Origin of the sequence: Actinomadura rudentiformis, from assembly GCF_008923185.1 — a bacterium.
In the GTDB taxonomy this organism is placed as follows: Bacteria; Actinomycetota; Actinomycetes; order Streptosporangiales; family Streptosporangiaceae; genus Spirillospora; species Spirillospora rudentiformis.
Window position 1 is genome coordinate 139123 of sequence record NZ_WBMT01000025.1, and the last position, 12684, is coordinate 151806.

General features: G+C 67.7%; 7 protein-coding genes. 3 read left to right on the top strand and 4 right to left on the bottom strand.

Going from position 1 to position 12684, the window contains the following annotated elements; all coding sequences use genetic code 11:
• Positions 1-129 precede the first annotated feature (129 nt).
• Positions 130-2418: a glycoside hydrolase family 3 N-terminal domain-containing protein gene (locus F8566_RS41465; RefSeq protein WP_225993993.1), complete on the bottom strand. Its 2289-nt coding sequence runs from the start codon at positions 2416-2418 to the stop codon at positions 130-132.
• A 295-nt stretch (positions 2419-2713) separates the two neighbouring features.
• Between F8566_RS41465 and F8566_RS41470 the strand changes: the two genes are divergently transcribed.
• The gene (locus F8566_RS41470; protein WP_151568499.1) at positions 2714-4072 is read left to right on the top strand and encodes a GH1 family beta-glucosidase; all 1359 of its coding nucleotides are present in this window, start codon (positions 2714-2716) and stop codon (positions 4070-4072) included.
• 176 nt (positions 4073-4248) lie between these two features.
• On the opposite strand, the gene F8566_RS41475 is transcribed toward F8566_RS41470, so the two are convergent.
• A complete protein-coding gene (locus F8566_RS41475) occupies positions 4249-6723 on the bottom strand; it encodes a glycoside hydrolase family 78 protein (protein ID WP_151568404.1) in 2475 nt (824 codons plus the stop codon).
• 28 nt (positions 6724-6751) lie between these two features.
• Positions 6752-7726 carry an alpha/beta hydrolase gene (locus F8566_RS41480; protein WP_151568406.1) on the bottom strand — a complete coding sequence of 325 codons (975 nt, stop codon included), beginning with the start codon at positions 7724-7726 and terminating at the stop codon, positions 6752-6754.
• A gap of 122 nt (positions 7727-7848) precedes the next feature.
• Between F8566_RS41480 and F8566_RS41485 the strand changes: the two genes are divergently transcribed.
• A complete protein-coding gene (locus F8566_RS41485) occupies positions 7849-9309 on the top strand; it encodes an MFS transporter (RefSeq protein WP_151568408.1) in 1461 nt (486 codons plus the stop codon).
• 9 nt (positions 9310-9318) lie between these two features.
• On the opposite strand, the gene F8566_RS41490 is transcribed toward F8566_RS41485, so the two are convergent.
• A complete protein-coding gene (locus F8566_RS41490) occupies positions 9319-9936 on the bottom strand; it encodes a TetR/AcrR family transcriptional regulator (RefSeq protein WP_151568410.1) in 618 nt (205 codons plus the stop codon).
• Positions 9937-10027: 91 nt separating this feature from the next.
• Between F8566_RS41490 and F8566_RS41495 the strand changes: the two genes are divergently transcribed.
• Entirely contained in the window at positions 10028-12415 is a 2388-nt protein-coding gene (locus F8566_RS41495; protein ID WP_151568412.1) for a beta-glucosidase family protein, read from the top strand.
• Positions 12416-12684 lie beyond the last annotated feature (269 nt).

Genomic DNA, 12684 nt, shown 5'->3' on the forward strand with positions numbered 1-12684 from the left:
GCCGACGTAACCCTGGCCGGGGTGAGGAGAACTTAACACGAAATTAGTACAGCTGCCACACTTTCAAATGGCGTAAGGTCACCAGGAGAGCCCTGGGTAACGGAGCAGTTGGCCGGCGTCGATGTTCGCCTAAGGGGCTACCTGGTCGACATCCTCGACGATGGTTCGGCTCGCGAAGGCGCGGTCCACCCTGGGCAGGTAGTCGGCACCGGTCAGAGTCACGCTGGTGCGGAGCCGGACATCGGCGGACGAGGCTCCGATGTAGAAGCGGATCTCTCCTGGCTCTACAACCCAGCCGTCTTCGGCATCCCATAGCGCGAAAAGGCTCGTCGGTATCTCGACCGCGACCCGCGCCGCCGCACCCGGTTCGAGCCGCAGGCGACGGAACGCGACAAGGGTGCGTTCCGGCCGCACGGTGCGCCCGATGGCGTCGTGACCGTATACCTGCACCACTTCGTCGCCGGCTCGCTCACCGGTGTTGGTGACGGTGAACGAGAGCCGCACCAGTCCGTCTGTCGGCAGCTGGGGGGAGGCCACCGCCAGGTCGCGATACTCGAAGCTCGTATAGCTCAGCCCATGCCCGAAGGGGAAGACGGCCGCCGTCGATCCGGCGACGTAGGCCCCGGGCTGCAGCGTTCGCCAGTACGGGACGGGTGCCGCGCCCACTGACTCCAGCAGCGCGATCGGCAACCGGCCGGCAGGATTGACATCTCCGAAGAGGACGGATGCGACGGCACTCCCGGCTTCCTCACCACCGAAGAACGAGGTGAGGATCGCCGGCACCGACTGAGCCATCCAACCGAGAACGTAGGGACGACCGTGGCTGAGCACCACGACCGTCGGGGTGCCGGTCGCTACGACGGCTTCGACGAGCTCGCGCTGCACACCAGGCAGAGCGCACTCGGTGCTGTCGAGGCCTTCCCCGACCGTTCCGGACGAATTGATCCCGGCCTGATCGCCCACGACGAGCACCGCTACGTCCGCGGCGGACGCCGCCTTCACCGCCGCCGCGAAGCCCGAGCGATCCTCCGCGGCGACAGGACAGCCCCTCTCGTACAGCACGGTCGAGTCGTCGCCGGCCCGAAGCCGGATGCCCTCCAAGAACGTCACGACCGGGACCGAGTCGACCAGAAGGTGGGCATCGTCCGGGGCGGTCTGACTCGGATCCTCCATCCGCGCCTGCGGGTCGGCGGCCAGTGCGAACCGCTTCGTGATGCTGTCGAGAACCTGATAGCTGTAACTGCTCAGCTGGCCCATCGGCCGATCGGCATTCGGGCCGATCACGGCGATCGTGCGGGGGGCGTCGCTCAGAGGGAGGACCGGGGTGCCGCCGACCGGATCGTTCTTCAGCAGCACGACCGCCTTCTCCGTGATGGTGCGTGCGAGTTCCCGCTCTTCCGTCGAATCGAGCGTCTCGGGCACAGCGTCGAGGTCGACATAAGGTCGCTCGAACAATCCGATCTCGAACTTCGCCCGTAGCACGCTGGACACGGCACGGTCGAGGTCCGCCTCAGCGAGGACGCCCGACCGGACGGCTTCGACGATCAGATCCGACGACACTGTGTTGTCCAGATCCAGGTCAACGCCGGCGCGCAGCGCCTGGGCGAGCGCCTGGCGACTGTCGCCGGCGGTCCCGTGCTTGGTGTGGAGCTGCCCCACCGCCGCGAGATCGGAGATCACCAAGCCGTCGAACCCCAACTCGCCGCGCAATAGTCTTGCCAGGTACGCCTTCGACCCCGACACGGGCACACGGTCGATCGCGCTGTACGCAGGCATCACACCCCGCGCACCTCCCTCACGGATCGCCCTCTCGAAGGGCGTCGCGTGCACCTCGCGCAACTCGTTGTGGCCGAGCTGGACCGGCTCCGTGTTCCGCCCGCCGTCGCTGGCGCTATAGCCGAGGAAGTGCTTCAGTGTGGCGATGAGCGGAACGTCTTCGACGGAGTTCTGGAGCCCGCGGACGAACGCGGTCGCCATCGCCCCGACCAAGTACGGTTCCTCGCCGTAGGTCTCTTCGACACGACCCCACCGAGGATCCCGAGCCACGTCGGCGAGTGGAGACAGCGCCTGGCGCACTCCGAGGCGGGCCATCTGGGCGCCGATCGTGCGGGCCATTGCCTCGATCAACTCAGGCTCCCAGGTAGCGGCCTGTGCGATCGCAGCCGGGAACGAGGTCGCGTCTCGCACCTTTAGCCCGACCAGCGCCTCCTCGGCGAGAAGAACCGGCACCCCGAGCCGGGTGTCCTCAACGTGCTTTCGTTGAAGCTCATTCGCCCTGCGTGCCGTCTCGCGCGGTGGCAACCCGAGCGTGGACAGTGCAGCGGCAGCGCATCCCCAGCCCGTTTCGGGCGGGGTGTGCACATCGACGACCGCCCCGAACGGCGCTGCCGTTTGGGCAGCCTTCTCTTCGAGCGTCATCCTGCCCAAGAGGTCACGGACTCGTTCGTCGATCGAGAGGGACGAGTCGCGGTAGGCGTACTGCTTCATCGGCGTTCCCTTTCTCCCAGCGGACCTTGGCGTTGAGCTACACCGTCGGCGCAGGGGTCCCCGCGCGGGGCTTGCGGCCAGAGCCGCGAGAGTGAAAATGTATCAGTCGTACTAGTTTCGCAGCGATGCTTCAGGGCGGTCGAGGTTGGCTCGGGACCTCGTCGGCGCTGTTGACGAGAACGATGCACCGAGCGTCATCGCAGCACTAACGCACGAAGGAGAGACCGTGACGAGCAGGAAAGACTTCCCGGCCGGATTCATCTGGGGCACCGCAACGGCGTCGTACCAGGTCGAGGGAGCTGTGACGGCGGACGGCCGCGGCCCGAGTATCTGGGACACCTTTGCCCACACGCCTGGCCGGATCGTTGACGGAAGCACCGGAGATGTCGCCGCCGACCACTATCGCCTGTTCGCCGACGACATCAGACTGCTGGCGAGCCTCGGATTTACGGCCTACCGGTTCTCCATTGCGTGGCCGCGGGTCGTTCCCGACGGGTCGGGCCCTGTGAACCCGGCCGGTCTCGCCTTCTATCGGCGGCTCGCCGAGACTTGCCTGGAGAATGGCGTCACACCGTACGCGACGCTCTATCACTGGGATCTGCCGCAGCCGCTCGAAGACGCCGGCGGGTGGATGGTTCGCGACACGGCCGAGCGGTTCCGTGACTACACAGCGGTGACGCATGACGCCCTGTCGGACGTGATCAAGCACTGGATGACGCTCAACGAGCCCTGGTGCTCGTCACTGGACGGCTACGGGAGCGGCAATCTCGCGCCCGGCCGGACCGAGGGCGCGAACGCCATGAAGGCAGTGCATCACCTCCTGCTCGGTCACGGGTTGGCCCTGGAAGCGATCCGATCGCCGGAAGGCTCCTACGGCATTGTCCTCAACCTCGCGCCCGTTCACGCCGCGTCGGAGTCTCCTGCGGACCGTGACGCGGCGCGGCGCGTGGACGGGCTGCAGAACCGCCTGTTCCTCGAGCCGTTGCTGTTCGGCAAGTACCCCGCCGACGTGCTCGGCGACACCGGCATGGCGGCGTGGTTCGAGCAGTACGAGGACGATCTGCCACTGATCTCGGCGCCGCTGGACTTCATGGGCGTCAACTACTACTGCCCCACGACGGTGGCCGCGCCGACGGGACCGATCTCGGACCCCGGCAAGCCCAGCACCCAGCCAGGCAGCGAAAACGTCATCGCCGTCGATACCGGTCTCCCGCGCACCCAGATGGACTGGCCGATCCAGCCCTCCGGACTGCGCGACATCCTCACCCGCATCAACGAGCTGGCGCCTGAGCTACCGCTGTACGTCACGGAGAACGGTGCGGCCTACCCGGATACGCCGGCCGCGGGCGGGACGATCGAAGACGACGACCGGCAACGGTATATCGAGCAGCACATCGCCGCCGCCCACCAAGTCGTCGCCGAAGGTGTGCCGCTGAAGGGCTACTTCGTCTGGAGCCTGATGGACAACTTCGAATGGGCGCTGGGCTTCAGCCGGCGCTTCGGGATCGTCTACGTCGACTACGCGACGCAGACCCGAACGGTCAAGAAGAGCGGCCGCTGGCTACAGCGATTCCTCACCGAATAGCCACCTCCCACCGGCTCGGGCTCGCGCGCCGCGTCCGCTGGCTGCGCACTCACAGCGGAGTAATGGGACGCGGCGGCGGGCACGGCGAACTCGCACATGAACGCAGAACCGAAGGGGTGATGCGGGAGCGGAGAGAACGCGTACTGCTGACAGGGGGTGTGCGAGACCTGGAGGACTCACGCTGGTGTGCTGAGGGCGGCGCTGAGATCTGCCCTGAGCTCTGCCGATGCGCCCGGGATCATGTCGAGGACCGCGCTGAGAGTCAGGTCGAGGGTGTCGGGGGAGGGCTCGTCGAACGGGACGCCGGGAAAGTGCTTGCCGAACGCGTCGGTGAGGGAGCGCCAGGTGGCGCGGTCTTGAGCGATGGTGCCCAACGGCGTGTCGAAGGTGTAGTCCGGGCGAACGCCATGGTCTTCGGGGAGGTCGTACTGCCAGCTGTGACTTCCGCCCGTCACCTTGACCACGGCGGCGTCGGGGTGGAGAGGGAGTGTCACCTCGGCCTCGGTGCCGGAGGGGATCGTCACGTCGACCTGCATGCGCCCTTCCGCGATGCGCCAGGCGACGCGGACCCGCCCGTGCACGGTGTCGTGCGTAGTGGTCGCGTGCGTGAGGCCGCCGCCGGGTTGCGGTGCGACCCGCATGGTCCGGTAGCCGGGCTCGATGGGAGAAAGACCACCGACGACGCGGTGCAGCCATGCGGCGACCGCGCCGAGGGCGTAGTGATTCAGCGAGGTCATGCCCGAGGGATTGATCGTGCCATCGGGGCGGATCGAGTCCCAGCGCTCCCAGATCGTCGTCGCTCCCATCGTGACCGGATAGAGGAACGATGGGCAGCCGGTCTCCATCAGCAGCAGGTAGGCCTCGTCGATGTGGCCGGTGCTGCTCAGCGCCTCGGTGACGAACGGCGTCCCCGCGAAGCCCGTAGAGATCTTGTATCCGGCCTTCGCGACGAGCTTGGCGAGCCGTTCGCCCGCCCGGCCGCGCTGGTCCTGGTCGAGGATCCCGAACATGATCGCCAGTGCGTACGCGGTCGCGGTCTCGTTAGCCAACCGCCCGGCCGGGGTGACGTACTCGCGGCGGAACGCGTCGCGCACCCGCTCGGCCAGCGCCGCGAAGTGAGCGGCGTCGGCCTCCTGGCCCAGCAGCTTGGCGGTTTGAGCCATCTCCGCGGTGGTCTTACACAGGAACGCCGACGCCACCAGGTGGGGATCGGTCTTACCACCGGCCGGGTTGTTCATCGGCGCGTCGGGATCGAGCCAGTCTCCGAACTGGAAGCCGGTACTCCACAGACCCGCCTCGTCCAGCCGGCTCTCCATGTCGCGAACGAACGCGGCCATGGAATCGTAGCTCTGCCGGAGAATCTCCAGGTCGCCGTACTCGCGATAAAGCGTCCAGGGCAGGCCGACGGCCACGTCGCTCCACAGGGCCGTCGGGGTGGTCGGCATCGGCATGTCCACGGCTGGGACGACACAGGGGACATGCCCCTTCTCCCGCTGCTCGGCGGCCAGGTCCGCCAACCAGGAGCTGAGGACCCCGCGGACGTCATACAGGAAACTTGCGGTGGGCGCGAAGGCGTGGATGTCGCCGGTCCAGCCGAGTCGTTCGTCGCGCTGCGGACAGTCGGTGGGGACGCCCACGAAGTTGTCGCGCATCGACCACACGACGTTGGAGTGCAGCTGGTTGAGCAGGGGGTCGGAGGTCTCGAACCATCCGGTCCGGGTCATATCGCTGTGCACCACCACGGCGGTGATCGCGTCGAAGGGCTGGTCCGCTTCGACGTAGCGGAAGCCGTGGAAGGTGAAGCGTGGCTCCCATGTCTCCGGCCCGCCGCCGCGAAGCGTGTAGCGGTCGGTCGCCTCGGCGGTGCGCAGCGTCTCGACGGCAAGCTCACCCTTGGTGAGCACTTCCGCGTGACGGAGGGTCACCGTCTGACCCGCCTCTCCGGTGACGGTGAGCCGTACCCAGCCTGAGATGTTCTGGCCGAAGTCGACGATTGTCTTACCGGAAGGAGCGGTCATGACCTCGGCGGGCGGGAGCTCCTCGATCCGCCGGATCGGTGGTGCGGTGTCGAGAGTGAGCGTTTCCCGGTCCCAGTCGAACAACTCCACTGGCGACCAGCGGCTGTCATCAAAGCCGGGGAGGTTCCAGCCGTCGGGGTCCAGCCGCGCGTCGTAGGTCTGGCCGTCGTAGAGAGAATTGGCCAGGATCGCGCCGGTGCCGGCGGTGAAGGACCGGTCAGTACCCGCGATCTCGGTGCGGTCGTCGTACTCCAGCTCCAGCTGAAGAAACAGCGCGGGGCGTTCGACATAGTGGTTGCGCTTGCCTTCGAAGCCGAGGCGGCCGACCGCCCAGCCCTCGCCGACGATCGCGCCCAGCGCGTTCGGCCCAGGCCTGACCAGGTCCGTGACGTCGTACCGGCTGACGCGGAGCCTGTGCTGGTACGAGGTCCAGCCCGGCGCGAGCACCTCATCCCCGACTCGGCACCCGTTCAGGTACGGCTCGACGATGCCGAGCGCCGTCACATACAGGGTCGCCCGGTTCGGGACGTCGTAGGTAGTGAACTCGCCTCGGAAGTAGGGCGCGGGATCGCCCGGCTCGCTGCCGGTCCGGAAGGAAGGGGTGATGAAGTCGGCCTGCCAGGCGTGCGACATGGTGGTGCTCCTGCAACTGGGATGTGGGTCAGGATTGCTGAATGTCGTCGAGGGAGGCCGGGCCACCCGACAACTCGGCACCGTCGACGATCCGGCCGTCGGCGACCCGCTGGATGAATGCGGCGGTACGTTCGACGGCTTCGGTGGCCTCGGGCAAGAATCCGGCCGCGGCCTGCCAGCTGTGCAGCATGCGCGGCCAGACCTCCAGCTCCACGTGGACACCCGCCCGGGCGGCGGCAGTGGTCAGAGCCAGGGTGTCGTCGAGCAGGCATTCCGCGCTGGACACCTGGAGGAACAACGGCGGCAGCCCTGTCAGATCGCAGAGTGCCGGTGAGGCGTAGCCGTCGGAGGCCCGCTGGCCCGCGAGATAGTCGCAAGTCATGATCGGGCCGAGGGCGGGGTGCAGGGCCAGATCCGTGCCGGCGTTGCCGACCCAGCTGCCGGCGGTGTAGTTCTCCAGGCTCAGGTCGAAGACGCCGCCGTAGAGGAAACCCGCCAGAACTCGTTCGTCACCTGCGTCGCGGCGGCGCAGCAGGAGCGCCGCGGCGAGGTTGGCACCGGCCGATTCGCCGCCGATCACGACCTTGGCGCCGGGCACCAGCGACAGAGCATGGGTGTAGACGCTCTCGCAATCGTCGAGTGCGGCCGGATAGGGGTGCTCGGGAGCCAGCCGGTATTTGGGCAGCAGCACCCGGGCACGTGCGTTCAGGGCCAGCTGCGAGCCGAGCTGTCGGATGGTACGCGGCGAGCCCGTCCGGAAACCGCCGCCGTGGACGAAGACGATCACGAGGTCGTCGCGGGCGCCGGCCGGGGTCATCAGACGGGTGCCGGGAACCGTTCCCTCGATGAGTTCGTCGCTGACGCCGGCTCTCGGCTGGTAACCGTCGCCGAGGGCCTCGTGCTGGTTGCGCTCTTCGGTGAGTTCAGCCCGACCCGCGGTGAGCTGGGCTTCGCGTGCCTCTCGGAAGAGGTTCGCCAGCAGCTCGTAGGTCCTGCTGGGCATGGTGTTCCGCCTCCGTGACGTGGAGCGAGGTAGAGCAACTTTCCGGATTAGAAACCTAGTGTCATTTAGTTTTAGCGGCTAGTGTCCCGGCTCACAAGACCCCACCCCGAGGAAGGGCCCCTATGACCTCGACTGATGCATCGCCGCGGAATGCGGCCAAGGGAGCCGGGTTCGGTGCGCGGTACGCGCTCATGCTCATCGCGCTCCTCTGGTCCGCTCAGCTGTTGTCGGTGGTCGGACTGCTCGCAGGCAACGCCCAGGCACAGGTCGCGATCCACTTCCACACCACCCAGGTCGCGTGGTTCATGCTGGCCACCAACCTGGTCGGCACGTTCATCGCGCCGTTCGTGGTCAAGTTCGCCAGCATGTACGGCAAGAAGCGCGTCATGGTGATCATCACCGTGCTCGGGCTGATCGGAGACCTGATCGCGGCTCTGGCGCCCAACTACACGCTGCTGCTGATCGGGCGGGGAATGGCCGGCTTCTACGCCGCGATCGCGGCGCTCGTCTACGCGATCGCCCGGGACGTGTTCCCGCCCCGGCTCGTCGGGCCGGCCAGCGGCCTCATCAGCGGCGGCATCGGGCTGGTCGCGCTCGGAGGGCCGTTCCTGTCCGGCTGGTTGATCGACAACCATGGCTTCCGCGGCGTGCTGTGGTTCCTGACCGCCGCCACCGCGCTGAGCCTGGTCCTGCTGCTGGTCTTCGTGCCCGAGAGTCCGGTGCGCGAGGAGCGCACCAGGATCGACTGGCTCGGCGGGCTTCTGCTCGGTGGTGGCCTGGCCTCCATCACCTACGGCATCGGCAAGGGCGCGGAGTGGGGATGGACGAGCGGCACGACGTTCGCCTTCATCGGCGGCGGCATCGTCGCGGTGGTCGCCTTCGTGGTCGTGGAACGTGTCATCGCGCATCCGCTGTTCGATCTCTCGATGCTGGCGCGGCGGCAGGTCTGGACGGTCTTCCTCGCGACGGCACTGATCGCGGGGACGGTCTACAGCGCCGGGACGATCAACCAGCTGCTCGGCCTCCTGCCGAAGATCCCCACCATCTCCGACGGCCTGGGCTTCAGTGCCACGAAGGCGGCCTGGATCGGGGCTCCGGCGAGCGTGCTCCTGGTGGCGACGGCGCTGGCGGCGGGAGTACTCGCCCGCAGGGTGGACGCCCGGCTCTTGCTGGGAACCGGTGCGGCGCTGGCCCTGCTGGGATATGTCCTCCAGTCGCAGTTCCACCACACGGCGTCCCAGCTCCTCGCCGTCGGCATCGTGCCCGCGGTCGGCATCGGATTGATCGTCGCGGTCGTGCCCATTCTGGTGATCGAGGCGGTGTCGCCGCAGGAGCAGGTGCTGGCCAACGGTATGCAAGGCATGATGCAGGGCATCGTGCTGACGATGCTGACTCAGCTGATCTTCGTGACCATGGCCCAGGACGGCAAGGTGCTCAAGGGCACCCAGTTCTACCTGGACGCCGGATTCACCAACGGTTTCTGGTTGGCCGCGGGCTTCGCGGGAGCCGGGTTGCTCGCCGTCCTGCTGATCCCAAAGGGCAAGAGCCTAGAGGAGACCGAGGTGGGGCAGGCGGCCGTGTGAGAGCGCCGGTCATCGGGCCGGCTCGGCCTCCGCGGGGCCGGCCCATGCCAGGCACATCTGGTTGAAGGTCTCGACCAGCGCGACCATGTCGACGGAAGGGTCCATCAGCCACTGGAGCTGGAGGCCGTCCGAGACGGCCAGCAGTAGCCGTGCCATGTGATCTGCCTGCACGTCCTTCCGCACCTGGCCGGAGTGCTGGCCCTGCTCCAACCCCCGCACGATCTGGCCGGTGAGCTCGCGGTAGCGATCGGCGAAATAGCCGTGCGCGTGGTGCACCGGGTCGGTGGCCGCCGCCGCCGACAGGGCGACGAACAGCTTCACCAGCCCCGACTGCTCCATGTTGTGCCGCACCGTCCGGGTCACCGCCTCGCCAGGGGATCGCACGTCCTCGCCGACCTGTGAGTCCAGCTTGTCGCGCCGCTTGAGGATGGCGAGCAGCAGCTCTTCTCGCGAACCGAAGTAGTGCAGCACTCCGGCCTGGGTGAGCCCCACCCGGTCGGCGATCTCCTGGAGTGAGGAGCCGCGGTCCCCATGCTGGGAGAACACCTCAAGGGCGGTGTCGAGAATCTGCTCCCGTCGCTCGATGCCCTTGCGGTAGGGGCCGCGCGGTTTTCTCTTGCCTGTCACCCGCATGACCGTACTCCACGGCGGACGGCGACAGCTAAAACCGAGTAATACTAGGTATTGAGATTGATCACCACAAGGAGGAACAGCAGTGATGACCGATCCCGTCAATGAGGCCGACCTCACCCGCAGGCTCGCCGCCCTGACCCTCAAGGAGAAGGTGGCGCTCCTGACCGGTGCGGACGCCTGGAGCCTGACGCCCTTGCCGGCGGTCGGCCTGGAAGCACTGCGCCTGTCGGACGGCCCGGTCGGGCCGCGGGGAACCGAGTTCGGCCCGGGGGCACCGCCCTCGCTGCTCTTCCCCAGCCCGACCTCGCTGGCGGCGACATGGGACACCGAGCTGGCCTACGATTCCGGTCGGCTGATGGGGGCGCGGGCACGGGAGATGGGCGTGCACGTGCTACTGGCGCCGACCGTGAACCTGCATCGGTCTCCGCTGGGGGGACGCCATTTCGAATGCTTCTCCGAAGACCCGCTACTCACCGCAGACATCGCCGTGGCTTTCATCGAGGGCGTCCAGTCCGCCGGGGTGGCGGCCTGCGTCAAGCATTTCGTGGGCAACGACTCTGAGACCGAACGAATGTCGTATGACGCGCGCATCGAGGACAAGGCACTGCGAGAGGTCTATCTGAGGCCTTTCGAGGCGGCCGTGCGCAAGGCAGGCGTCTGGATGGTGATGAGCGCCTACAACGGCGTCAACGGCAGCACGATGACCGAGAACCGATCACTGCAGCACGAGCTCCTCAAGGAGGAGTGGGGCTTTGACGGTGTCCTCGTCTCAGACTGGAACGCCGCTCGCTCGACCGTCGAATCGTCCCTGGCCGGGCTCGATCTCGCCATGCCCGGACCCGACGGGCCCTGGGGCGATGCGCTGGTCGCGGCCGTGGTGGAGGGACGGGTTCCTGAGCAGGTCATCGACGACAAGGTCAGACGGATCCTGCGGCTCGCCGCCCGGGTCGGTGGCCTGGACGGGATACCGGCTCCACCGGCTCCGGCGGTTCCGCCCGACGCCCGGGACAGGCTCCGTGACCTGGCGGTCCGCGGTGCGGTGTTGCTGCGCAACGACGGCGTTCTTCCACTGCGCGGCGTACGGAGGATCGCGCTGATCGGGCCGAACGCCACCCGGCTCGCCGCTCAGGGCGGCGGGAGCGCTCACGTCAACCCCGAGCGCGTCGTCACCCCGTTGGAGGGTCTGCGCCGGGTCCTCGGAGACGATGTGCAGATCAGCCTGCACCCCGGAGCCTTTCCGCAGGCCAGGCTGGAGCCGCTCACTGCCGCATCCCATCCGGTGACGGGCGAGCCAGGAGTACAGCTCCAGTACGTGGCGGTCGACGGTAGCGTCCGATCGGAGGAACACCGGTCCCCAGCCGAGTGGTGGTTTCCGTTGATCCTTGAGGACGGCGTCACCGAGCTCGTCGTCCGGGCTCGCCTGCATCTGGCCTCCGGTCCCGGCCATCTGCTCTCGGTGCTGGGCGCGGGCGAATACGTACTGCGCGTGCTCGATCAGGAACCGCAGCGGTGTGAGCAGTACGTCGACGGATCTGACATCGGAGCCCTGGTTCTCAACCCGCCGTCGCACACCTTCATCTTCGATACCCCTACCGGCGACCCCGTGATCGAGCTCAGGGTGACACCCCAGCGTGACCTGCCCCACCCGGTCGCACTGCTCGGCCTGGGCTACGCCGAACCTCGCGATGACGACGACACCGCGCTGGCAAAAGCCGTCGAGGCCGCACGCTCAGCCGATGCCGCCGTCGTCATCGTGGGCAGCGACGAGTACATCGAGGCCGAGAACATCGACCGGCCTGGTCTCGCGCTGCCCGGACGCCAGGACGAACTGGTCACCGCGGTCTGCGAGGCCAATCCGCGCACGGTCGTCGTCGTCAATGCGGGCGCCCCCTGGCTGATGCCGTGGGCAGATCGGCCCGCGGCGATCCTGTGGTCGTGGTTCCCGGGTCAGGAGTGCGGTGACGCGATCGCCGACATTCTCACCGGGACCGAGCCCGGCGGACGCCTGCCCACCACCTTCCCGGCGGCCGAGGCCGAGGTCCCGATCCTGTCCACCCAGCCTGATCAGGGAGTGCTGGATTACGCCGAAGGCGGCCTGATCGGTTACCGCGCCTACGCGGACGCTGGCACCGAACCGCTGTTCCCCTTCGGCCATGGCCTGTCCTACACCTCCTGGGAATACCTTGAGGCCACCGCCGATGACCTCACCGTCCAGGTGACGCTGCGCAACACCGGCGACCGGCATGGCCGCGACGTCGTCCAGGCATACCTGGACAGCCAGGACGAGCCTCTGCGCCTAGTCGGTTTCTCCGCCGTTGAGGCCGGACCAGGGGAGACCATCACCGTTGCCCTCGAGATCGACCGACACAGCCTGGCTCGCTGGATCGACGGCGCCTGGGCCCAACCGGCTGCGCCCCACCGTCTGCGCATCGGCCGATCCGCTGCTGAGCTGCTCTTGGAGCTCTCAGTGTGAGACGAGATACCGTCGGCCATGTATTCGAGCTCCTTGTTACCACGGCGACCTGTTCCATACCGAGCCAGGAGCCATCCTCGGTGCTCCGCCATTCCCCTGCCCGGCGTGCTCGGCCGAGAGGGGGCGGGTGTTGCTGAGGCCGTCGACCCGGCCACCGGCCACCGGCTATCGGCCACCGGCGACCTGCGACCGGGGGACCGGGGCTTGCTGTGCTTACCTCCTGCGGCGCGTGCGCAACTGCCGAAACGAGCATCCGCGTACGACGCGAT

What these genes read in the sequence shown, in the direction of transcription:
- F8566_RS41485 (WP_151568408.1), top strand. Translation starts at nt 7,849, where the DNA reads ATGACCTCGACTGATGCATCGCCGCGGAATGCGGCCAAGGGAGCCGGG.
- F8566_RS41480 (WP_151568406.1), bottom strand. Translation starts at nt 7,726, where the DNA reads ATGCCCAGCAGGACCTACGAGCTGCTGGCGAACCTCTTCCGAGAGGCA.
- F8566_RS41475 (WP_151568404.1), bottom strand. Translation starts at nt 6,723, where the DNA reads ATGTCGCACGCCTGGCAGGCCGACTTCATCACCCCTTCCTTCCGGACC.
- F8566_RS41465 (WP_225993993.1), bottom strand. Translation starts at nt 2,418, where the DNA reads ATGACGCTCGAAGAGAAGGCTGCCCAAACGGCAGCGCCGTTCGGGGCG.
- F8566_RS41495 (WP_151568412.1), top strand. Translation starts at nt 10,028, where the DNA reads ATGACCGATCCCGTCAATGAGGCCGACCTCACCCGCAGGCTCGCCGCC.